This is a genomic window from Bacillus sp. SA1-12 (assembly GCF_000981385.1).
Taxonomy (GTDB): domain Bacteria; phylum Bacillota; class Bacilli; order Bacillales; family Bacillaceae; genus Metabacillus.
Map to the genome: position 1 here is coordinate 36340 of NZ_LATZ01000114.1, position 22711 is coordinate 59050.

A 22711-nucleotide genomic window follows, 5' to 3' on the forward strand; every position below is an offset into this window, starting at 1 on the left:
TCATAATCATTCCAAAAGGAAGACTTAATTTTCCCAAAAACATCACAAAATACCCATTCTGATCAGATTGGGTTTAATCTGATCAGAATGCAGCCTTAATTCACCACTCCCTACTTTGGAAGTTAAAAATAGAAAAAAGAGAGTTTTATCCTATATATAGTCGAAAATCATAAGGAAAAACATAACAAAAAAAACTGATAATGCTAAAGCCAAAAGCTTATGAACATGATGAAGCCTTATCATGGGAAACATGATGATCACAAATAAAGCAGACCACCAAAAATGCCATCCATTGTGATATGTTAATAGTCCAAAGTGTTTCCCTAACCACTCTATTAATAAAAAGATAATTATCCACTTTAAAGAGTAGATAAATTTAGACATCATTCTATTTGGATAATTAGATAAATAAACAAATGCTAATAATGGATTAATTATCAAGTTGTGTAGAAAATGTACATTCATATGACTTATATAAGAGCTTTCTTCAAGCTCCCACAAATGGAAATGACTATGTGAAATAAATTCATATAAAAAAGTAGCTAAAGCTATGTATAACATTGTGGGATAATATGTCTCCCATTTTTTCCAATCACCTTTTAATAAGGAAAAAAGTATGACCATGATGACAAGAATAAAGTGCATCTAACCTTCTCCTCGTTACAAAAGTAAAATAATAAGAGTATTCATAGCTTAGCTTTAATTTTTCAATCTGCATTTCACTTTTAAATTGATAAGATTCAAAATAGATTTCTTTAGAATAGAACTTAATGATGCTCTCATTATGTTATAAATTAATAATTTCTTATAGTTAGCTACCAAGGCTATCTATTTAAGGTTAACTCTTACTTTTAAGGATTAATTACTGTGTTGATTCTTAATCAATAGTTCCACATCCGAGGCATTGACTAATTCAACCTTAAAACTTGTCGTCTCACTCTTTATTTCCATAAACCCTGAATGATAGATGTGTATAATAATATAAAATTCACCGTTGTATTTGACCCTATCTCCTGGAGACAATTTTCATCAGAACCTTTCAAAACTAGGATAAGCACTACCGGAAATGATATTTGCTTTCCCTTAAGGAGTTGCTTATATATTTAGATTTAGCTTTGTTGATAAATATAAAATATATATTTGTGATTTGTATAATATGATTTGTTTTACATAATCTATAAATAATAGAAATTTTAACTAAATGTTGACACGTTGCATGTTCTTTTAATGTTCAAAAGGTAAACCTTCTGCATGAACTGTGTTGGACTCTCCTTCATTTGCCAAAAAGCCAAATTGTGCCAGTATGATACCTATTATTAGAACGAACTTTAATACCATTTTCATTTAATATTCCACCCTTACCTGCAAGTTTTCCTTAATCCTAAAATGTTTAGGATTTTGCTGCGTTTTTGATAAGAGCTAAAATAATTTAATAAAATACAGCAAATCATTATAATTGTGAGATATGCTAAAAAATTATAAAATTTTTTATATTTTGGTGAGATCATGATTGAGTTGAATACGAAAGCACTCGGAATGGAAATTAAAAGACTAAGAAAATTAAATAATCTTTCTCAATCTCAATTAGCAGAAGGAATTTGTACACAAGCTACAATAAGTGGAATTGAAGCGGGAAAAGGCTACCCTAGTGTCGATATTCTTTATGTATTATCAATCCGTTTAAAAGTTACTTTAGACTTCTTTTATAAAATTTTATTAAACGATGCACAAGAATATATTCAAGAAACGGAGAAATATTTACAGGAATTATTGAAGAAAAAGAATTATGAAGAGGCATTTCAACTTTGCTCAAATGAATTATCACAAAAAAATAGACAAATGGGTTATAAATTTGATCAATTGATTAAATGGAATTATTTCGTATCAAGTTACTACTTAAAAAAAATGGATTTTCGTACATCTATTAATAATCTAAAACAGCTTTTAGATAAAAGCCACCCTCTATTTGGTCAAGATTTCCTTGATTTTAAAATTCAAAACAGTATCGCTATTATTTATGCCGAAAACCAATTATATCAGGAAAGCCTTAATCAATATCACTTGATCCTTTCTTATAAAGACTTTTTATCTCAACAATACCGTTTTCATATTAAAATTTACTATAACTTATCAAAATTGTATTTCTTACTAAAGGATTATGAAAAGTCCTTTAAATTCGCAAATTTAGGAATAAACATGTCAGTATTAAATGAAGATATGTCAATGGCAGGCCAACTTTATTTTCAGAAAGGGATGTGTTTGGAGAGATTAAAAAAAGGTTCAACTGAAATAAACAAATCTTATCAAAATTCTCTCCTTATTTTTCAATTACTTAAGAGGGATAATTATATTGAAATGGTAAAAGAACAAAAGGGGAAATTTCTGGGGAAAAATAATGAATCAAATTCTTGAAATACCTTTCCCTTAAATCCCCTTTAACATCAAAAATATCCCTTAGAACACAAATAATTAGGCTTAATAACTTCATAGATACCTGCGGCATCACTCCCCCGAGAAAAAAATAATCAAAACATCCTGAATTCTTAAGAACTCAGGATGTAATTTCTAATAACCTACAATATCGTTATCAAATCATCATGTATATGTTCTAACAAAAACACAGAAGGACTTTTTCCGAAAAACATTAATTGGTGCAATGGTCTGGTCATTGCCACATACAGTAATTTCAATTCAATTTCACTAAGCTCATACACTTCGTCCAGCGCAAAAAGGAGGACAACATCAAACTCCAATCCTTTGGCCAGCTGTGAATGAACAATGATTAAGTCTTCTTGGTTGATTTCTTCATTTTCACGAAGTAACTGGGTTCGTAACTCACCTCCAGCATGTTTCCTAAGCAATTTTTCTATTTTCACACATTCTCTCTCTGTTTTCCCAATAACCGCAATGGTTTTCATTCCCTCACGATAAAAACGCTGAACTTCCGTTTTAAGCTTTTCAACAGCTTTCATTTCATCATTCCAATAATGAAATACTGGTTTATGGCCATGTCGAACGACTGGCTCTACTTTCGGAAGATCTAATGGCAATAATGAAAGAATATCATTAGCTGCATGCATAATCTCTACTGTTGTTCTGTAGCTTTTTTGTAAAGTGGTATAAGTAGCTCTTGGAAAAATGTTCTCCTTAACTAGGCTCCAGTCGTTTAACCCTCGATACGAGTGAATACCTTGAGCTAAATCTCCTACAATTGTAAACATGTCTGTTTCCAAAGCACTCTTAAGTGCATACAATTGAAAATAGCTGTAATCTTGTGCTTCATCTATGACGACATTACGAGCACGAAGCTCTTTCTTTATTCCAAATAGATGATACTGTAAGTATAATAGACTCGCCAAATCTTCTACTTCAAATTGCCGTTTTTTTCTAAGGTTTACTTGATAGTTATATAAAAAGTCAATTTGATTCTCAGCTAATAGATCTCCAGCGTATTTCACTAATTGCTCTTTATCCGTAAATAGTTCATCGAAATAATGGATAAGATCATGCTTCTCAATCTGCCTAATATATGCTTGAACCCCTGATCGGGACTGCTTGAGAATGTCGTCCTTAAGTTCATCTTTTTTGTCCATCGCCTTTGTAACATAGTTTTTTCTTTTGTCGGGATCTATCCTTGTACTAAATAAAGCTTTTTCAATCTTTTCTTCGTAAAACTCTTCTACTTTTTTCAGTAGTACTTTCTTTTCTGTTCGCACATAGTTTTGCAAAACTTCTTTTATCTTTTCCAAACGTCGGTAATAAGGCAGGTACGTGTATTCCTTTTGCATGAGATGTTTTATCTTATCGGCACTATAAAGTTTAAATTTTGATAAATAAAAGTCCTTTTTAGGTGTAATAGATTCCAATATATCTTCTAAATACCGGTCAATGATGATTTTCATTTCTAATGAACCCTTAAAGCTAGAAATCCATTGTATCATTTCAGGATTTTCATAGGTTCGGTCAATAAATTTTCCAAGCTTTTCAGATGGAGATGTTAGCTTTATTTTTTTCGAGATACAGGCTTTGACATAATCACTGAACGTCATCTGTAAGATGCGGTCTACCCCAAGCTCGGGCAGGACCTCTGATATATAATCAATGAACAAATTGTTTGGAGCAAGTATCATAAGCTCCTCCGGTTTAAAATATTCAGCATACGTATAAATAAAATAAGAGATTCGGTGAAGAGCAATCGTTGTTTTTCCGCTCCCAGCTGCTCCTTGAACAATAATAGGCTTATTTAAATCCGCTCGAATAATTCTATTTTGCTCTTCCTGTATGGTAGAAACAATATCTGTTAACCGATTACTTGAACTAGCTGAAAGAGATTCTTGAAGCAGTTCATCTGTGGTTGTAAGATCGACATCTCGAACGTCTTTAAGCTCTCCTTCTTCAATGATATATTGTCTCTTTAATGATAAATTTCCTTCATATAGTTCTCCTTCTGCTTCGTATGTTACGTCACCAAGCCGTCCATCATAATAAAGATTTGCAATAGGAGAACGCCAATCAACAATAATAGGATCCTGAGTTTCACGATCAAATAGAGACGCTTTACCAAAGTATAAAATCTCTTCATCACTTTTATCATTCGCCTTATAATTAATTCGAGCGAAATATGGCTTATGGTAGATTTTTTTGAGACTACGTATTTCTTCTTCTGTTCGTTGAAGCAAACTTGAATTTGTTAGCATGTTTAAGTACCTTAAACTGCTATCCTTTAAATCAATTCCTTCCAAGGATTCCTTGGCACTTTTCCGAAAGGATTCTTCATCAAGCTCCCTTGCTTGAATTAGCATTTCCATATACTTTTTAGTAAATCTCAGCCGCTCAATTTCTTCGTAAAAATCAGGATGCTGTTTTTGTCCCAAATTTTTCACTCTCCTATTTAACCGAGTATTTTTCTTCAGGCAAACGTACAAAATACCATGAAAAAGGCAGCCGAACCCTATCCATGGTATTAATAAGTATGTCTGTGATGTAACAGGAAACGTATACAGTTCTGTCTTGTCGGAATTCCAATTATAAACGTTTCCATTCACATTTGCAATTTCCTTCCATTGTTTTTTGTTCCGAAATTTTAAAAACCTTTTTTTATTTAAACAAAAGCATTGTTCCCCGATACTTCTAACATCCATAATCGTAAATCCTTAAAGAGAAATATGATTGAATTCAGATTTTACTAGATGCTTGATTACCTCTATACGCTGATACATAAATTTTCCAATAAATAAATCAATCCATTCCAGAGGGGGGGAGAATGACTCTGCAGAAGTGAATAATTGGAGGTTTCATTTACCCTATAATTCTATGTAATTTAAGGGAAAATATAGATTTAAACAGACTACTATTCGTACATTGAATGAATATTTGGATATGCAGCACAAACCAGACGGTCAATTTTTTTACGCGGTTTTTCTTAACAAGTATCAGACTTTAGAGTGAGAAAAGTCTCAACTTATGGAGGATTACTGACTTCCTTCTATAATATAAAATAGTAAATAACAATTTTGTAAGCCCTCTATTTATCCCTATTTGGAGGGGAATTGAATACTATGATCCGGGAGAGTGATCCTTTTGTCCGAATTGATTTATGCAGGTTCATTAAAGACACTTGAAGATGTTGGCGCAAAGGTTATAAAAGGTGGAAGTCATGCAATTGCAGTATTTGTTCACGAAAAACAAGTTTATGCAGTGGATAACCGTTGTCCTCATATGGGTTTTCCCCTTCATACAGGAAGCTTGTGTGATGGGATTTTAACGTGTCACTGGCATCATGCCCGCTTCGATATAAAAAGCGGCGGAACCTTGGATCCATGGGCAGATGATGTTCCTACTTACCCTGTCGAGATTAAGGAAGATGAGGTTTGGGTTCATCCTGTTCCTTATAATAAAATAACAATCGAAAAATTAAGGCAGCGATTACGTGAAGGTCTTGAGCAAAATTTAAGTCTTGTTATCGCCAAATCGGTTGTTGGATTGATGGAAGCTGGTTTTCCTGCAACAGAAATTGCAAAGGTCGGAGTCAGCTTCGGGACGACTCACAATCAAAGCGGCTGGGGCTCTGGATTAACGATTTTAACAGCCATGACGAATGTATTGCCTATATTAGATAAAACCGGTCAGATTTTAGCATTGTTCCAAGGTCTAGTTCATGTTGCACGGGAATGTTCTGGAATGGGATCACGCTTTTTACTCGGATCCCTTCCTGTTTCAGAAGATAGGAATGCCCAATCATTTGAACAATTATCAGAATGGTATCGTCATTGTGTAGAAGTTCGTGATTCACAGGGAGCTGAACGAGTACTGTTGACAACGATTGAATTAGGGTTCTCGAATGAGCAGATTGCTAACATGATGATGACAGCAATCACTGATCATTTTTATGTAAATACAGGTCATTCGCTCGATTTTCATAATAAAGCATTCGAGATTCTCGAACAGATTGGTTCTGAGTATCAACCATATGTTTTATCATCATTGTTACCTGGTATCGGTCAAGTATCCCGTAGTGAAGAATCCCATAGCTGGCAATCACCAGTGAACTTGGTTAAACCATTAATGGAAGCGTTTCAGAAATTACCTGATATTCTTGCTAATGCCTCACCACAAGGGGACACTGATGTAGACGAAGCAGGATTGGTAGAGCAAATTTTATCAGATGATGCGTTAAACACGGTAAAAATGATATTGGATGCTCTGAAAAGAGGAGTCTCCCCTGTCCGTTTAGCCCAGCTGGTAGCTTTGGCCGCAGCGGAACGGATTTCCCGTTTCCATGTACAAAATGATTTCAGTGATTGGATTACCGTCCTTCATACTTTTACTCACGCCCACGCGGTACATGAATCATTACGCCGCTCTACGACACCTGAATTGACCCGAGCTGTTTTCCATGGAGCGATGAGTGTCTATCTTGATCGTTTTCTCAATTTACCGTCTGCCCGAAGACCGGAACCAAAGAATGCAGAAGCTGAACCTCAGAAACCTGGTGAATTATTGGAGATAATGAATAAACAACATCAGGTTGCAGAATCAGCACGATGGGTAGTGAATTACCTGGCTCGCGGCGGTGAGAAAAGTGGACTCTTCAATACACTCGGTCACGCTTTACTAAGAGAGGATGTAGAGTTTCATTCGTTTCAAATGTTTGAAGCGGCAATGGTCGAACATGAACATTGGCAACTTGAAGATTCCGAGCTTGCTCGTTATGCACAGGAAACGTTGATCCTCGCAGTAACACGCTATCTTGCAGGCCATGCCCCAACTGCTAGAGAAATGCCCCATGCAGCACGGATTGCAATTCGCCTCCATCGCGGTGAAAAATTATTTGAAGATGAATGATTAGTGAAAGGGAAAGTACAATCCCGCTTGATCCATTTCAAGCGGGATTGTCTTTTTATTATCTACTTTCCCTTATGCCCTTTGAATCTTTCAATGGCGGAATTTGATCTAAACCTTCTTGACTTCGTACACTGCATAGTGATTCTTCGGTTCAATTATTCCATAAAGCCCTACTATAATTTTTTCCACTTAATGTATTTTGGCCATAGCTTATAAGAATAGACGTCATTATTTATTTCCCTCAATTCTTCAACCAACAGTTTCTTGAATACAAACGATAGTAAGCCTCATACATCATACCTTTTATTACATGGTTAAACGATTTGCTCGATACTTGATTGCACGAAATAAGGCACTATCCTTATTTTGGATAAGTGCCTGATAGAGGAATATCATTTATATTTTGTCATTGAAGTTGTCAAGCAGAAGGGAACCTCATATTTACTAAACCAAAGTAAATAATAATTTCAGGTTGGTTATTGTCAAAATATAAATTTAACCTAAACATGCTTAATTACAGATAAGCATTCCTCAGCTTCCCTCTCTATTCGTTGTACTAATAACTCCATCTAGCTTTTCAAATAATTGAAGAAAGGTTGATAATTCTTCTTCAGAAAAACGGGAAAAATAATGGCTCATCATCTTTTGATGAGATTGCCTTACTTCTTCTAATAATTCGATCCCTTTAGGACTGAGTTCCATCATAACTACCCTGCGGTCTTCTAATGAGTGTGTTCTTTGGACGAGCTCACGTTCAATCAAGCGGTCCATGATTACAGTAATGGCACTCGGTTTCACCTTCATTAAATCAGCTAAATGGGTTACACGCGTACCCCCTTCTCTCTTTAGGGCCAGCAGCATATGAAATTGAGGACCTGTGATACCAAACGGCTGTAAATCCTTTTCGACAATAAGTCGAAGTTTTTTGTTAATAGATGTCATTGTCATAATAATGTTATCTATTAAGTTCTCGTCATATTGCACGAAATTCCTCCTTCTGCTAATTGTTTAAGTAATTTAAACTTTAAATTACTTAAATTTAATTGTCAAATTCTACCCACCTATATGTAGTTCTTATTTCTTATATTTCATAGTCGGATTTACATAGACATTTTAAATTAGTGCCTTTAAGCCAAATGAGTTAGATATGCTTCAGATTCTTCCCCTCTTATAGTTTGTATCCATATACACACGGATTATTTTTTTTACATCCAACCAACCTTATTATGTTACCACTTTCTAACGATCGCATTTAAATTAAATAATTGACCATTTTATTTATATAAGTTAATATTTATACTGTTTAAATATAAACTAAAGAAAGGAGTAAGAAGAGGGTGAATGATCCGAACCTTACTATCGATATGGCAGTTAGTCTTCACGATATGTTAGTATCCATCGGTATAAAACAATTACTAATCCTTAAAAAGGTTCTTAAACCATTTAAAAATACCACTTTTCATTTACGAATTATTTTTACGCTTCATAAAAATGGACCATTTATTGAGGCAGGGACTGATTGACCGGTACGATGACAAAAGATCGCCGGGTAGTGATTTTTTTGTTCAGCTTTCGTCTATAGGAAAACAATTGGAAATTGAAAGTGATAAAAGAACCCAATGGACGAAGAAGTTAGACGAAACATTGGATACATTTTAGGATTAGGAAGATAAAACAAAAGATTATTAAAGAAAGTAGCCATATTTCTTTATTCATTTCACAGAAAAAGAACTCGAAAGGAGAAAAAATAATGAGTAAAGGACGTTTAATTATTACAAATCTCATTGGAATTCTTGTTGTTTTTGCATTAGTAGCTGGAGGAGGCTATTACTATTATCAAAGCGAGAATTATGTAAAAACAGATGAAGCAAAAGTGGCGGGAGATATTGAACAAGTAGTGGCGCCTGCAGCCGGACAATTAAAAGAATGGAATGTACAAGAAGGTAATACTGTCTCTAAAGATGCTGTGGTAGGAAAAGTGTTAGAAGGCGAAAATACAGTTTCTGTGACATCCATGATGAAAGGAACGATCGTAAAAAAACAAGCAAATGATCATCAATTGGTGCAGGCTGGGCAAGTATTAGCTCAAACCATTGATATGGACCATCTTTATATCACTGCGAATTTGAAAGAAACCGAAATTAAAGATATTGAAACTGGAGATAGTGTAGACATTGTAGTTGATGGGGATCCCGATACTACATTCGAAGGAGAGATCGAGGAAATCGGTTATGCAACAAACTCGGTATTTTCTCTCATGCCACAGCAAAATTCAAGCGGCAACTATACAAAAGTAACACAAAAAGTTCCGGTTAAAATTTCGTTAAAAGATCCTTCAGATAAAGTGCTGCCAGGTATGAATGCAGAAGTAAAAATTTCAAAATAATGATTTTTCATGACCAACCGGAAAGGAGGTTAACTGGATGACTTCTCAAACTGTCAATTCGAATAACCAAGGAGTTAGACAATATATTCCCCTGCTTACCGTGTTAATGCTGGGACTTTTTTTAGTCATCTTAAATCAAACTTTATTGAGTGTAGCGTTGCCGCATTTAATGACAGAATTTGGGGTGGATGCACCGACGATCCAGTGGCTATCTACTGGCTTTATGCTTGTAAATGGCGCATTGATTCCCCTATCAGCATTCTTAATTGAAAGATTCGGCACACGCCTTTTATTTTTGATTGCGATGTTTTGCTTTACGCTCGGTACTCTTATTTGCGGTATTTCACCCAATTTTTCTACTATGTTAATCGGCCGCTTAATTCAAGCGGTAGGTGGAGGAGTATTGCAGCCATTAGTCATGACGATTATCATGTTTGTCTTTCCGCCTGAAATACGCGGTAAAGGGATGGGTCTTTTTGGATTAGCGATGATGTTTGCACCTGCTATTGGTCCCACATTATCCGGCTGGGTGATCCAAAATTACAGCTGGCGTCTCATGTTTAATGCAATGACTCCACTTGGGGTCATCATCATTGTGATCGCGTTCATGACATTGCGAAATCTTATAGAGCCGAAAAAAATCAAATTGGATGTCTATGGGGCTTTCCTTTCGTTAATGGGTGTTGCTTCCCTGTTATATGGTGTAAGCGAAGCAGGAAAAGATGGATGGACCGATCCGTTCGTTCTTTCCACCATCATTGTAGGAGTTGCAGCGATTACAGCTTTTGTCATTCAACAATTAAAATCGGAAAATCCGATGCTTGATTTCAGAGTGTTCAAATATGACATGTTTTCACTCTCGAATGTTATTAGTGTCGTGATCACGGTTGCCATGTATGCAGGAATGTTCTTGCTTCCTATTTATTTGCAAAACTTAAGGGGATTTACCCCATTTGAGTCTGGTTTATTAATGCTGCCAGGAGCTCTTGCGATGCTGGTCATGTCCCCGATATCAGGAATCTTATTTGATAAATTCGGACCGCGGCCGTTAGCCATTCTGGGCTTACTGTTGACATTCGTAACAACATACGAATTTACACAATTAACAACAGATACTTCATTTGAATTTATTATGCTTTTAAACATGGTGCGTTCTTTTGGAATGTCCATGCTTATGATGCCCATTATGACTGCTGGTATGAATCAATTGCCAAAACACTTGAACAGCCATGGAACAGCGATGTCCAATACGCTGCGTCAAGTCACAGGGGCAATTGGTACAAGTTTAGTCACCACCATTTATACAAATCGAACTGCCATTCATTATGCGGCAATGACGGATCAACTGAACACATCGGATCCTTCTTTTGTGCAAACTTACCAATCTTTTGTTCAGTCTGTTGCACAAACCATAAATGCGCCAGTTGAACAAGCAAAACAGTATGCTCTATCCCTACTTTCTGGTCAAATGCAATTGCAATCGAATGTGATGGGGATAAATGATGCATTTTACTGGGCAGCAGCATTTTGTGTTGGCGGAATCATTCTAAGCTTGTTCTTACGTGATGTACGAAAAGAGAAACAAGCAGTTGCAATGCTTCCTCCTCCTGAAGAAGTAAAAGGAGCATAATAAGATTAAAACTAAGGGGGAGAATTTTTTATGAAAATTTATGTCATATACGATAGTGAAGGACATCATACTGAAGCACTTGCTCAAGCGATTGCAGAAGGTGCCAAGAAAGTAGACGGCGCCGAAGTATACATTAATCATGTGAACGAAGCTGACGTGTATAAGCTGCCGGAAATGGATGCCATCATTTGGGGCTGTCCTGGCCATTTTGGCACCATCAGCTCGGGATTAAAAACGTGGATCGATCGACTCGGCTATCTATGGGCAGAAGGAAAGCTCATCAATAAGGTTGGAGCTGTTTTCTGCACTACAGCCACTATTCACGGCGGAATAGAAGCGACGATGCTTAATCTCATTACACCAATGCTTCATCAAGGAATGATTATTACCGGATTGCCAGGTAATATTCCAGAAAATGCGCTGTATGGTTCCTATTATGGAGTAGGAGTAACTTGTCCGCCTGACAGCTCAGAGCTTATTTCGGAAAATGGCCTTGAATTAGGAAAAGCACTAGGAGAGCGGGTTGCACAGGTCACCAAGTCTTTTGTAAAAGAACAGTAGGGAGATGACAAGATGATAACCGTTATCTTATGTATCGCGATTGCTGTGATTGTACTTCTCTTCTTAATGAGGATGAATATCCACTCTGTCTCTTCTAAGCAAAATCATTCGAATGGCAAGTTGGAGCAAAACTCAACTGTTAAAGAGAAAACCGAATCAACCTCTAAAATATTTGACGAAGTATCTACAGCCATTGAAATCGAAGCATCTCATGGGAGTAACCAAGCACCAAAGATGGATGATCAGGTATATCGTCAAGCATTGCAACAATTACAGGATCTAAAACAACAAGATACAAAAGAACAGACTAAAAAAATGAGTGATGAGAGGTACCGCGAAATGCTGCGGGCTTTTCGTAAGAAAGATAAAGGGTAATCCATTTTATAGTGACCCCAAAACCACATTCTTTTTGTGTTTTGGGTCACCTTCTTTATTTAACTTTTTAACTTGCTATTCACATATCCGAAATATTCTTTATCGCACATTGTTGTGTTTAATCCCATTTCCTATAACGAATGAATTCTGGCTTAAGCGGCTAAAAAGATGAAATATACACAATATAATAAATAAAAGCCTAATATATTTGAAACAAAACCATGGGAAAGGAGTGTTGAACATACTTCTCCTAATTAATCGCTCTTAACTTTTTACATAATCGCAATCTTGATACCTAAACGTATATCATGGTTGCAAATCTTGATAATTCAAGGTAGTTGAAGAACGTTAAATATATAATCCTTTAAAAAACAGTTCATATAAAATACATCCAACTATTAAACAACAAATATTATTCATGTCACTTTCCTTTCCAACCCATACCACAAGTTAATTTAGTTAGTTATCTCCCCTATCTATTCGTGTATAGAACCAGTGAGGTTCTTACTTCAGTTCAATTTAAATGAAACGTTCCCTTTTTCCATTCACATTTCATACTGATTATTCAAAATAAACATAATCTTGTTTCAATTATCTCAAGAGAGGGTTGACATAATAAAACTTATAACCTATTATAGACCATATTAATCCGCGATTAATATGGTCTATAATTACTAGGTCAATACAACCTACAATTCAATTATTTATTGAATAAACTTACTAAGGAGGTAATTAAATTGGAACGACGAGAAGGACAATCCGTAATAGAGACGAAAGCCGTTTTCCAAAAAAATGAAGAAATAGAGTGGCACACAGTGGATCACGTCCCTGGGGAATATATCAGTGTTCGTGTAAAAGGTGAAGATACTAATGGTGCATACGCCATCCTGGATCTAGTTAAGGAACCTTCGGAGGGACCGTTTTATGGTCCTGGAATTCATATTCACAAAAGAGCAGACGAAATTTTCCGTATCATTAAAGGAAAAGCTCGTTTCCACATAGACGGGAAGGAGTTTGATGCGGAAGCACGTGATCTCGTTGTAGTTCCAAAAGGTACCGCACATACTTTTGCAAATTTTAGCGACACTCCTTTACACATGCAGATTACGTTTACTCCTGCGGGAGATGAGCTTGCATTCCAGGATTCAGTCGGAAAGACAATAGATGAAATTATAGAAATGGCAAGAACTAAATATCAAGTCATCTTCACAGGACCTCCTCTTGAAAAAAACAGCTGAAAGTTACCTTTCTCAGATTGATGAGAAATAAACTTTTTCTCAGGGGCAGTGTATTTGGGAACGTAAACAACCCCTCCCCAAAGTTTTTTGTGGTGGGGTTTGTCCCTTTTGTTTCTTATTAAAGAATATAACTTGCCCGTATGAAGAGAATACACGAACAGCATCTCTTCTACTTTCAGGCTTCGTCGTGTTTAGCTTCATTTCTTTTCTTTCGTTATTTATTTAAGGGGCAGTGCCTTTTTTCGTTTTCTTCACGGTCGACATTGATTTTTTCGTCTAAGCTTCGCTCGTTAGCTCCTGTTCTTTTCATTGTTTTTCCTATGCACTTAAAACCGTTTTCTCTAATATAGCCGCTTTATCATTGTAAAAGTAAATCTGTTAAATTGCTTCGCTATAATATACACTATCATTGTTTTTATTAAATGATTATGATATACCAAAAGAGATTTCTTTTATTTTGACTATCACTCTAAATACTTTTAAGATACAATTGATATCCCTTAAAATCAAAAGCAGGTGAGTTTAAATGCAGTATAGTGTCGGAGTTGAATATGCTTTGCATTGTTTGGTTTATTTAATTGGTGTTCCTCCCAAGGATAGTATTGGGATAAAGGATTTGGCAGAATTTCAAGGACTTTCTGAAACATTTCTTTCAAAAGTTTTCGGTAAATTATCTAAAGCTGGCATTGTAAGTTCTGTCCCTGGTGTAAAAGGAGGATATAGGTTATCTAAGTCCCCAGAAGATATTTCCTTTTGGGATGTAGTTGAGGCAGTTGAAGGTCCTAAGCCTATTTTCCAATGTAAAAATATTAAAGATAATGGTTATTTATATAGAGATAACTGTTGTACAGCTCCCTCCTCCTGTACCATCAATTTAGTTATGCTCTCTGCGGAAGAAAAAATGCGTGATTTCTTGCGTAGTAAAACACTTGCATGGTTAAATGAAGAGCTTGATCGTGCCTTATCAAAACAAATACGTGAAGACACTCGGAAATTTTTTTCGAAGAGCGACATATAAAACAAACCTCTCATGAAATTCCTAAATGAACAGGAATTTAGAGAGGTTTTTTACTTAGTTCAAGCAAAACTCATTAAGCCCGTACTATAAAATTTTTTGCAATTGTTAGCAGCAGTGCAGGCAAACCAATCTCCGTAAGGAAGTTTTTAAACACATAGTTTTCAAGTTTTTTATCAGGTAAAACCTTAGTTGATTAAGAAGAAATGTTATCTTCAAACACGCATTAAGGTTTCTGCACCCGACTTTCTGCTTATCACTGTATTCTTTACAATGACATAAAAAAGCAGGGATTATATCAATGAGTTTTTCAGCTTGTTATTAATCATGTAAAACTTTATCTAAGACTATTTTTGTTTTTGGTCCAAACACACCATCATCCGCTAGTTCTGGAAAACATTTTTGAAATTTTAATACGGCTTCCCTCGGCTGCCAACTTTTAATACATTACTTGGTAAACCGAATGAATTGATGTCTTGGGAATGGGATGCATGTGTTTTAGGTCCATATATTCCATCATCAACTAAAGATGATTTTGTTTTTTGATAGACGAGTTCAGCTTTACTTGTTAACGGTCCGTATACTCCATCCTCTTTTAATCCAGCTTTAACTTTCTCATTTAAGGCGCGTTGTAAAATTTTGATGTTTTCGCCTCGAGCACCTTCCTTAATCATTCCTGTCTTTGGATAAGCGAATATTGAGTAATCTATTCTTTCTGCTGCACTACCTTCAGAAGGCACCCCAAATAATAATGCAGATGCAGTTAACACTGTCGCTGTTACCTTTTTCCAATTTTTCATTAATATCCTTTCCCTACATTGTTTTCAGTTATTAGACAGAGGATCATTCTTAAATGTTACATCTTTTATCACCGTTTTTGGGGGTAATATTTGATTAGCAGGTAATATTCCCAAGCTATAAAAAGATCATTTATCTTTTTTAAAGCGACTACATATTCCAGGCATCCCAAAACCTAAAAAAAAACTGATATCTGCTACTGCAGATATCAGCAATACCATTTATTCTACATTCGCGCGTTTTTGCGCTTTACTAAGCAAGAAGTCTGCTAGTAGGGCAAGGAGCGCGGCAAGAATTGCACTTGTATAAATTTTCACATTGTCCCGTAGATTGATACCGGAATAGATCTCTTTTCCAAGTCCTTCTCCGCCAATAAACGGAGCAAGAGTGGCGACACCAATGGCAATGACGGCTGCAATCCGCACACCTGCCAGAATAAATGGCAAAGATATGGGGAACTGAACCTTTGTGAGCAATTGAAACTTAGTCATTCCAACCCCTATTCCAGCCTCGACCGTACTTTCATCGACTTCCTTTAATCCGACATAAGTGTTGCGAATAATCGGCAACAACGAATATAGGAAGAGACCGATGACAACAGAGGTAAAACCAATCCCGAAAAAAACCATCAAGACTGCTAATAGCGCCAGGCTTGGAAATACTTGAATAATGTTGGCAAAAGCCAAAATAACAGAAGCAGCCCGTTCGTTTTTCGCTGATATAATTCCAAGTGGTATACCGACAACAAGAGCAAGGGCAACTCCTAAGACTACCATGGCGATATGCTGAAACGTCAATAAAAGCAGTATGGTCCAGTTATGTTCAATATACTGTATAAATGCGTTCATTTTTTCACCTCTTTAATAAACCCTGTTCCTCTAAAAATTGTTTAGCCACGTCCTTCGGAGCCTGTTTCTCTATATCTACTTTGGCGTTCAATGCTCTCATTGTGTCCAGATTGATTGTTCCTTCTAATGGTTTCAAAGCTGATTTGATTTTAGGATATTTTTTGATCGTATCATTCAATACAACGGTAGATGCGTCATAAGGAGGGAAGAAACGTTTATCATCTTCAAGTGTTACAAGATCGTATTCTTTAATACGCGCATCTGACGAGTAAGCAAGAACAATATCCATTTGCTTCTTCTCTACTGCTTTATAGACAAGATTGATTTCCATTGGATATACATTTTTAAATTTCAATCCATAATGTTTCGAAAAAGCATCATATCCATCATGCTCGCGTTCGAGCCAGGCTGTATCGACACCAAGAGTCATCTTGCTTGCAACATTTTTTAGGTCAGAGATTTTCTTTAAATTGTATGCTTCAGCGACCTCTTTTCTAACGGTGAACGCATAGGTGTTCTCAAACCCTAAAGGATCAAACCATGCCATCCCCATGTACTTATCAAACCCATTTTGGGCTTGCTCTAATACTTTTTCCGGATCTTTCGTTTCTTCTATAGGGAAATGCTTATTAAAAATTTCTCCGCTGTACAATGTCCCAATTTGCAGCTGGTTTTCTTTCATTGCATTAAGGACAAACGGGCTTGATGCAAGGTCAGTTTTGACATCGACATCGATATCTGTTTTGTCTTCTATTAAATATTCGTACATATAGCCTAAAATTTTTGTCTCTGTAAATGTTTGCGTTCCTACAGTAACGGTTTTGCCTCCCGCGCAACCTGCAAGAGAGAAAACTAGAAGTAGTGAAGCAGCAAAAACCGTTAGTTTCTTCATTCAATAACCTCCGATGTTAAAAGGATTACGCCTCACTGAGAGTACTTTTCGTAATTGCTTTTTCTACTAACGAGAGAAGGAAATCCATGACAAGTGCGAGGACCATTGCTAAAAGGGCCGACGCAAAAATCAGCGGTTTATCATATACCGCAAGTCCTCCGACAATCAGCTGCCCTAACCCCCCGGCACCAATTAATGTTGCTAGGGTTGCCCAGCTAATAATATAGACCGTTGTTAAGCGAATCCCTGACATAATAAAAGGGATTGCAAGCGGCAGTTCAATTTTTATCAACCTTTGCCGCGGACTGTACCCCATCCCTTTCGCAGCTTCCATAATTCCCGGGTCAATGGACTTAAACCCAGAATAAGTGTTTCGCAAAATCGGCATTAAAGAATAGAGAAAAAGAGCAATTATAGCCGGTAGTGTGCCAATGCCAATAAGCGGAATTAGAATAGCCAGCAAAGCAAGGCTTGGGATCGTTTGAAATATGTTCGTAATCGTAAAAGAAAGTGACCGAATCCATTGAACCTTCGTTTTCGTCAGATAAATACCAAGAGGAATAGCTACAATACATCCTAACAGCACTGCACCAGCGGTTAAGCCAAGATGTTCCGTTAATGCCTTCATTAAATCCGACCAACGCTCAACAAAAACGAATAGATACTCATTCACGTTACATCACCCCGGTCTGTGGAGGATAAATGTCTGATAAGAATCCGACAATACTGCCCCTTGTGACAATTCCGAGTAATTTCTTCTCATCATTGACAACCGGAATATATGGCAATTTGTTTTCATCAATCATTTGCATAACGTCTGTTAAAAGAGTATTTGGACTAATGGCATGCTGAAACGGCTGAAGAATATCGGATACTCGTTTTGTTTCATTCCTAAATTGATTTAGTACATCATAAATCGTAATGTATCCTTGTAATTCGTTTTGGTCATTTACAACAAGAAGAGAATCAACCTGTCTTCGCTCCATCATCTTAACGGATTCGGCAAGTCCGCGACTTGGGAACGTAGTAGCCGGTTTCCGATTCATAACTTCCTCAGCTATTGGGATATCTGCTACTTGCTGAAGGCGTTTTTTACCGATAAAGTTTTTCACAAAATCATTCGCAGGATGTCGTAAAATGTTCTCCGGCGTGCCTTCCTGAACAATTTCGCCATCCTTCATAAGCACGATTTTATCGGCAATTTTCAGTGCTTCGTCCATGTCATGCGTCACGAACACAATCGTCTTTTTGATATCTTTTTGAAGGCGAATGAGTTCATCTTGAAGCTGCTCCCGGCTAATCGGGTCAAGTGCGCTAAAAGCTTCATCCATTAAAATGATGGAAGGCTCAGCTGCCATTGCCCGAATCACACCGACACGCTGCTGCTGCCCTCCGCTTAGCTCAGATGGACGGCGATTTCGATACGTGTCTGGGTCTAATCCGACCATATCCAATAATTCATCTACCCGTTTTTCAATACGTTCATTGTCCCATTGGAGTAAATGAGGAACGACTGCAACATTTTCAGAAATGGTTAGGTGAGGAAAAAGTCCGATGTGCTGGATCACATATCCGATTTCTCTTCTTAACTTCACCGGATTAATGTTCGAAATGTCTTTACCGTCAATGTAGATTTTTCCTTTGGTAGGATTGATTAAGCGGTTTAACAATTTCAAGGTAGTTGATTTACCGCACCCGCTTGGTCCGATGAGTACAGTAATCTCTCCTTCTTTACATTCGAGGTTAATGTCTTTCAGAGCAATATACCCGTCACTATACTTCTTTTGTACATGTTCTAATTTAATCATTCGATTGAATCACCTTCTGTTTTTAAACTCTTGATGCTTTAGCTTTACATCTATATGGCACTATTCATTGCCACATAACGTTACTATACCCTGTTTCAAAAATGCCTAAACCGCTATTTTGAAAGATTACTCAGTTAACTTGATTTTTGGCAAATCAATGATTTTCTTTATTAATAAACAACAATTACAGCTCAAGGAAGCGATGGAGATTGATAGAAAAGGAGTTACATTGTTTGTTACAAAGATTGTTTCGTTAGCTCGGTACGATTCAAATTGAAGATCCCTTTCCATTATGCCAAAAACAAATATTGACAGGACACCATTAAGTGTCATATTATAAAAAAGACACTTAATGGTGTCGTATTAGAAGTTAGTTATTTTTGAAAGTTTAAAACCTGAATAAGTTTTATTTGTGGCAAATATAAGGAGGGAAAAAAATGAGTAAAATTACCTTTGCGGAAACAACCGCAAAAACAGTGACCCAACCCCGAGTAAAAATAATTGCATATTGGTCAATCACGTTACTGCTCGCAGCATCTATTATGTTAAGTGGTATCGGGCAACTGATGCAATATGGGGGAAATATTGAGTTAGTGACGAATCTTGGTTACCCATTATACGTCTTGACCATTCTTGGAATTTGGAAAGTGCTTGGAGCCATGGCTCTCGTCGTGCCAGGTTTTCCTCGGCTTAAAGAATGGGTTCACGCTGGTATCTTCTTTTTAATGACTGGTGCGGCTCTATCTCATGTATTTGCTAACGATAATTGGTTTTCTATTATCCTTCCGCTTTTATATGCTGCACTAAATATTGCCTCATGGGCGCTGCGTCCGAAGAGCCGCAAACTTTAAGAACAACAGATTACGGGCTGCCTTTGACGCGATTGCAATCTTTCTAGCGTCGACCGATTCGTATGTTAGCTGAGGCTGAGGAGATTCCACTTCACAAACTAACGGCACAATTTCAAATGGGCGTATCGCTGTTTCTAAACGTTTAACAATTCTTAAGACACAATCGATTGTTTCTATATGACTTAAATAATAGAAATATTGATTTGGCTGGAAACTACTTTCGAATCCTTTTTGATGGAGAAGAAATTTCATGAAGTAATAACCATTTGCTATATCGTAGGATAGACAGGTTCTTACCTGTGATAAAGAACCTTGTAAATACAAAGAGCTTATTGTGTGAAAGGCTGAATAGCTTTTGTGTTGATTTTTACCTAACCAAACATATATAAAAGGGTGTCCAAAAGTTAGGCTTTTGGGACACCCTCGTAATAACCACCAGAATTTATTTTTTACGCAACTTACATTGTGCTTGTGTCAATGACGAATCGATACTTCACATCTGAAGATAATACACGTTCGTAGGCTTCGTCAATTTGATCGGCTGAAATTACTTCAATCTGAGGAACAATGTTATGTTTCGCACAGAAATCCAGCATTTCCTGAGTTTCACGAATACCGCCAATCATTGAACCTGCAAATGAACGGCGATGTCCGATAAGAGAAAACACATTTACTGACAATGGCTCTGCGGGTGCACCCACGTTTACTAGAGTACCATCCAGAGTTAGCAGTGAGAAATAAGCATTAATGTCAATTTTTGCACTTACTGTATTAATAATTAAGTCAAAGGTTCCTGCAAGTTTCTTGAATGTTTCTGGATCGCTTGTAGCATAATAGTCGTCTGCGCCGAATTGCAAGCCGTCTTCCTTTTTCTTCAATGACTGTGACAGAACAGTGACCTCGGCACCCATTGCATGCGCGATCTTAACTGCCATATGACCAAGGCCGCCCATACCAACAACCGCTACTTTCTTTCCTGGACCTGCTCCCCAATGGTTAAGTGGAGAATAAGTGGTAATACCAGCACAAAGTAATGGTGCTGCGACGTCAAGTTCAATGTTATCAGGAATTCTCACTACGAAGTCCTCAGTTACGACAATATGAGTAGAATAGCCACCTTGAGTTGGCTCTCCATATTTATCAACACCAGCGTATGTAGGGATATTTCCATTTAGGCAGTATTGTTCCTCCCCTTGGCGGCAGTTCTCACAATCGCCGCAGGAGTCAACCATACATCCGACCCCTACCCGGTCTCCGACCTTATACTTTGTAACCTCTGTTCCTACATCTGTGACAATTCCCGCAATCTCGTGTCCAGGTACAAGAGGATAGTTCACGGCACCCCATTCACCGTGAGCAGTATGAATATCAGAATGGCATATGCCTGCATATTTAATTTCAATTAGAACATCGTGCGAATCAAGATCGCGTCGTTTAATCTCAGCAGCTCGAAATGATTTGTCTGGACCATCAACAGCTCGTGCTTTAGCAGTTATCATAAAAAAACCTCCTAAAATTTGTTTACAAGAGAATGAGATTGGTATAGATATAATTGAAAAACTAGGTTAATGAAATTACCCTTTATTCATTTCCCTCCATCCTTTTTCCTCTTGCAATTCAATGTTAAACCCTATAGTTAACTCTAAGTCAAGAGATATTAATTTATATTCCTTTTCCATCTCTCTATTTTTCATTTCACCTATCAATAGAGCTTATGGCCAGCAGCATTCTTTTTTAGTATGTATCTCCGTTAAACAGAGTCGATTCCTACTTTCCCTATGGCGATTTTGACATTCAGCAAATACCAAGATAAAATCCCCTTATAACTATAGTTAACTCGAAGTCTAATATCATAAAAATTAGAAGATAATTGATGGGAGAGATAATTGATGAGGACATATTCGATCAGCGAGGTTTCAAAAGAGTTGAATCTTACACCGTATACCTTGCGTTACTACGACAAGGAGGGACTTATTCCTTTTGTAGAACGGACGTCCGGTGGAACACGATTGTTTAAAGAATCTGATATCGAGGCTTTAAAAGTAATTGAATGTCTAAAATCCACCGGGATGCCAATCAAGGAAATTAAACATTTCATTGATTGGTGTTCTGAAGGGGATTCCACATTGCAACAAAGATATGCTATGTTTATGGAACGAAAAGCTACTGTAGAAGCACAGATCGAAGAACTAAAAAAAGCGATGGAAGTCATCGAGCATAAATGCTTATATTATAAGACTGCATTGGATGCCGGGACGGAGGATATTCATAAAAAATCGAAAATAAAAATTTCCATTAATAATTAACAAAAAGCCACCTGTCTCATAAATATGTATATGAAATACAGGTGGCTCTATTTATATCATTTACTACTGATTAACGTGTCTCTAAATAAGGTGTAGAATTGGACTACAGGCGATTCTCCAATATTTCTTTCTTGAGTTTCCCCATTCGTATACCTTGTTATCAGGAACACCTAAACCTTTTAGTTTTCTAACTCTTGTTTTAGGTGTTTTCCATTGTTTCCATTCAACCATACGAAGTCTTCTTCTTATCCACTCTTCAAATTCTTTGAACTTACTTGGTGTATCAGCTAAAGCGAAGTATCCGCACCACCCTGTTAGATATTGGTTTAGTTTTTCAATTCTAACTTCCATAGGACTAGGTTTTGAACGAGATGTGATCTGTCTTATCCTAGACTTTAGTCTTTTGATACTTTCATTCGCTATTCTGACCTTGGGTTTCTTATGGTTTGTAAAACTGAAACCAAGAAACTTCCGTTTCCAAGGGCGGTCTACCGCTGACTTCTCTCTATTAACTTTAAGTTTTAGTTTCTTCTCAATAAAACTTGTAATTGAGGTCATCACTCGTTCACCAGCTTTCTTTGACTTCATGTATATATTACAGTCGTCGGCGTAACGAACGAATTTGTGTCCTCTACTCTCTAACTCTTTATCAAGTCTAT

General features: G+C 36.8%; 22 protein-coding genes. 11 read left to right on the plus strand and 11 right to left on the minus strand.

What is annotated here, in order from left to right; all coding sequences use genetic code 11:
• Window positions 1-150: 150 nt before the first annotated feature.
• Window positions 151-645, minus strand: coding sequence for a CBO0543 family protein (locus tag WQ54_RS19175; RefSeq protein ID WP_046586400.1), 495 nt, complete (start codon window positions 643-645; stop codon window positions 151-153).
• 861 nt (window positions 646-1506) lie between these two features.
• On the opposite strand from WQ54_RS19175, the gene WQ54_RS19180 reads away from it, so the two are divergent.
• Window positions 1507-2412, plus strand: a complete 906-nt coding sequence (locus tag WQ54_RS19180) for a helix-turn-helix domain-containing protein (RefSeq protein WP_046586402.1) — start codon at window positions 1507-1509, stop codon at window positions 2410-2412.
• Window positions 2413-2573: 161 nt separating this feature from the next.
• Here the strand turns inward: WQ54_RS19180 and helD are convergent, their stop codons facing one another.
• Window positions 2574-4874, minus strand: coding sequence for an RNA polymerase recycling motor HelD (helD, locus tag WQ54_RS19185; protein ID WP_046586442.1), 2301 nt, complete (start codon window positions 4872-4874; stop codon window positions 2574-2576).
• 706 nt (window positions 4875-5580) lie between these two features.
• Here helD and WQ54_RS19190 point away from each other — a divergent pair.
• The gene (locus WQ54_RS19190; protein ID WP_046586404.1) at window positions 5581-7344 is read left to right on the plus strand and encodes a Rieske 2Fe-2S domain-containing protein; all 1764 of its coding nucleotides are present in this window, start codon (window positions 5581-5583) and stop codon (window positions 7342-7344) included.
• Between the two features lie 531 nt (window positions 7345-7875).
• On the opposite strand, the gene WQ54_RS19195 is transcribed toward WQ54_RS19190, so the two are convergent.
• On the minus strand, window positions 7876-8328 hold the full coding sequence (locus tag WQ54_RS19195) for a MarR family winged helix-turn-helix transcriptional regulator (protein ID WP_052737872.1): 453 nt from the start codon (window positions 8326-8328) through the stop codon (window positions 7876-7878).
• 353 nt (window positions 8329-8681) lie between these two features.
• Here WQ54_RS19195 and WQ54_RS19200 point away from each other — a divergent pair, with 353 nt between their 5' ends.
• The 7 genes from WQ54_RS19200 (at window position 8682) to WQ54_RS19230 (ending at window position 14552) form a co-directional block, all read left to right on the plus strand.
• Window positions 8682-8867 carry a hypothetical protein gene (locus WQ54_RS19200; protein WP_046586406.1) on the plus strand — a complete coding sequence of 62 codons (186 nt, stop codon included), beginning with the start codon at window positions 8682-8684 and terminating at the stop codon, window positions 8865-8867.
• A 227-nt stretch (window positions 8868-9094) separates the two neighbouring features.
• The gene (locus WQ54_RS19205) at window positions 9095-9730 is read left to right on the plus strand and encodes an HlyD family secretion protein (RefSeq protein ID WP_046586408.1); all 636 of its coding nucleotides are present in this window, start codon (window positions 9095-9097) and stop codon (window positions 9728-9730) included.
• A 37-nt stretch (window positions 9731-9767) separates the two neighbouring features.
• The gene (locus WQ54_RS19210) at window positions 9768-11360 is read left to right on the plus strand and encodes a DHA2 family efflux MFS transporter permease subunit (RefSeq protein ID WP_046586409.1); all 1593 of its coding nucleotides are present in this window, start codon (window positions 9768-9770) and stop codon (window positions 11358-11360) included.
• Between the two features lie 30 nt (window positions 11361-11390).
• A complete protein-coding gene (locus WQ54_RS19215) occupies window positions 11391-11921 on the plus strand; it encodes an NAD(P)H-dependent oxidoreductase (protein ID WP_046586411.1) in 531 nt (176 codons plus the stop codon).
• Window positions 11922-11933: 12 nt separating this feature from the next.
• On the plus strand, window positions 11934-12296 hold the full coding sequence (locus tag WQ54_RS19220) for a hypothetical protein (RefSeq protein ID WP_046586413.1): 363 nt from the start codon (window positions 11934-11936) through the stop codon (window positions 12294-12296).
• Window positions 12297-13033: 737 nt separating this feature from the next.
• Window positions 13034-13534, plus strand: coding sequence for a cupin domain-containing protein (locus tag WQ54_RS32030; protein WP_052737873.1), 501 nt, complete (start codon window positions 13034-13036; stop codon window positions 13532-13534).
• A gap of 526 nt (window positions 13535-14060) precedes the next feature.
• The gene (locus tag WQ54_RS19230; RefSeq protein ID WP_046586415.1) at window positions 14061-14552 is read left to right on the plus strand and encodes an Rrf2 family transcriptional regulator; all 492 of its coding nucleotides are present in this window, start codon (window positions 14061-14063) and stop codon (window positions 14550-14552) included.
• A gap of 407 nt (window positions 14553-14959) precedes the next feature.
• Here WQ54_RS19230 and WQ54_RS19235 read toward each other — a convergent pair whose 3' ends face one another.
• The 5 genes from WQ54_RS19235 to WQ54_RS19255 all read right to left on the minus strand — a co-directional run bounded on the left by WQ54_RS19235 (window position 14960) and on the right by WQ54_RS19255 (window position 18895).
• A complete protein-coding gene (locus tag WQ54_RS19235; RefSeq protein WP_046586417.1) occupies window positions 14960-15349 on the minus strand; it encodes a peptidoglycan-binding protein in 390 nt (129 codons plus the stop codon).
• Between the two features lie 219 nt (window positions 15350-15568).
• On the minus strand, window positions 15569-16195 hold the full coding sequence (locus WQ54_RS19240; protein ID WP_046586419.1) for an ABC transporter permease: 627 nt from the start codon (window positions 16193-16195) through the stop codon (window positions 15569-15571).
• 4 nt (window positions 16196-16199) lie between these two features.
• A complete protein-coding gene (locus tag WQ54_RS19245; protein WP_046586422.1) occupies window positions 16200-17087 on the minus strand; it encodes a glycine betaine ABC transporter substrate-binding protein in 888 nt (295 codons plus the stop codon).
• A gap of 25 nt (window positions 17088-17112) precedes the next feature.
• The gene (locus tag WQ54_RS19250; protein ID WP_046586448.1) at window positions 17113-17715 is read right to left on the minus strand and encodes an ABC transporter permease; all 603 of its coding nucleotides are present in this window, start codon (window positions 17713-17715) and stop codon (window positions 17113-17115) included.
• A gap of 46 nt (window positions 17716-17761) precedes the next feature.
• The gene (locus WQ54_RS19255; protein WP_046586424.1) at window positions 17762-18895 is read right to left on the minus strand and encodes an ABC transporter ATP-binding protein; all 1134 of its coding nucleotides are present in this window, start codon (window positions 18893-18895) and stop codon (window positions 17762-17764) included.
• 437 nt (window positions 18896-19332) lie between these two features.
• Between WQ54_RS19255 and WQ54_RS19260 the strand changes: the two genes are divergently transcribed.
• Window positions 19333-19746: a DoxX family protein gene (locus WQ54_RS19260; RefSeq protein ID WP_046586425.1), complete on the plus strand. Its 414-nt coding sequence runs from the start codon at window positions 19333-19335 to the stop codon at window positions 19744-19746.
• On the opposite strand, the gene WQ54_RS34350 is transcribed toward WQ54_RS19260, so the two are convergent.
• Together WQ54_RS34350 and WQ54_RS19265 are read right to left on the minus strand one after the other, a co-directional pair.
• Entirely contained in the window at window positions 19711-19998 is a 288-nt protein-coding gene (locus tag WQ54_RS34350) for a hypothetical protein (protein WP_197089628.1), read from the minus strand. The two genes, WQ54_RS19260 and WQ54_RS34350, sit on opposite strands and share 36 nt — an antisense overlap.
• Window positions 19999-20204: 206 nt before the next feature.
• A complete protein-coding gene (locus WQ54_RS19265) occupies window positions 20205-21245 on the minus strand; it encodes an NAD(P)-dependent alcohol dehydrogenase (RefSeq protein ID WP_046586428.1) in 1041 nt (346 codons plus the stop codon).
• Window positions 21246-21635: 390 nt separating this feature from the next.
• Between WQ54_RS19265 and WQ54_RS19270 the strand changes: the two genes are divergently transcribed.
• Window positions 21636-22052 (plus strand): MerR family transcriptional regulator, encoded by a 417-nt coding sequence (locus WQ54_RS19270; RefSeq protein WP_046586430.1) that lies wholly within the window; start codon window positions 21636-21638, stop codon window positions 22050-22052.
• A gap of 81 nt (window positions 22053-22133) precedes the next feature.
• On the opposite strand, the gene WQ54_RS19275 is transcribed toward WQ54_RS19270, so the two are convergent.
• Window positions 22134-22711: group II intron maturase-specific domain-containing protein (locus WQ54_RS19275; protein ID WP_269431581.1), on the minus strand; the 578-nt coding region annotated here is incomplete at its 5' end.

Coding starts and splice junctions, on each gene's coding strand:
- WQ54_RS19175 (WP_046586400.1), bottom strand. CDS start 645: ATGCACTTTATTCTTGTCATCATGGTCATACTTTTTTCCTTATTAAAA.
- WQ54_RS19180 (WP_046586402.1), top strand. CDS start 1,507: ATGATTGAGTTGAATACGAAAGCACTCGGAATGGAAATTAAAAGACTA.
- WQ54_RS19205 (WP_046586408.1), top strand. CDS start 9,095: ATGAGTAAAGGACGTTTAATTATTACAAATCTCATTGGAATTCTTGTT.
- WQ54_RS19210 (WP_046586409.1), top strand. CDS start 9,768: ATGACTTCTCAAACTGTCAATTCGAATAACCAAGGAGTTAGACAATAT.
- WQ54_RS19215 (WP_046586411.1), top strand. CDS start 11,391: ATGAAAATTTATGTCATATACGATAGTGAAGGACATCATACTGAAGCA.
- WQ54_RS19220 (WP_046586413.1), top strand. CDS start 11,934: ATGATAACCGTTATCTTATGTATCGCGATTGCTGTGATTGTACTTCTC.
- WQ54_RS19230 (WP_046586415.1), top strand. CDS start 14,061: ATGCAGTATAGTGTCGGAGTTGAATATGCTTTGCATTGTTTGGTTTAT.
- WQ54_RS19235 (WP_046586417.1), bottom strand. CDS start 15,349: ATGAAAAATTGGAAAAAGGTAACAGCGACAGTGTTAACTGCATCTGCA.
- WQ54_RS19240 (WP_046586419.1), bottom strand. CDS start 16,195: ATGAACGCATTTATACAGTATATTGAACATAACTGGACCATACTGCTT.
- WQ54_RS19245 (WP_046586422.1), bottom strand. CDS start 17,087: ATGAAGAAACTAACGGTTTTTGCTGCTTCACTACTTCTAGTTTTCTCT.
- WQ54_RS19250 (WP_046586448.1), bottom strand. CDS start 17,715: ATGAAGGCATTAACGGAACATCTTGGCTTAACCGCTGGTGCAGTGCTG.
- WQ54_RS19255 (WP_046586424.1), bottom strand. CDS start 18,895: ATGATTAAATTAGAACATGTACAAAAGAAGTATAGTGACGGGTATATT.
- WQ54_RS19260 (WP_046586425.1), top strand. CDS start 19,333: ATGAGTAAAATTACCTTTGCGGAAACAACCGCAAAAACAGTGACCCAA.
- WQ54_RS34350 (WP_197089628.1), bottom strand. CDS start 19,998: ATGAAATTTCTTCTCCATCAAAAAGGATTCGAAAGTAGTTTCCAGCCA.
- WQ54_RS19265 (WP_046586428.1), bottom strand. CDS start 21,245: ATGATAACTGCTAAAGCACGAGCTGTTGATGGTCCAGACAAATCATTT.
- WQ54_RS19270 (WP_046586430.1), top strand. CDS start 21,636: ATGAGGACATATTCGATCAGCGAGGTTTCAAAAGAGTTGAATCTTACA.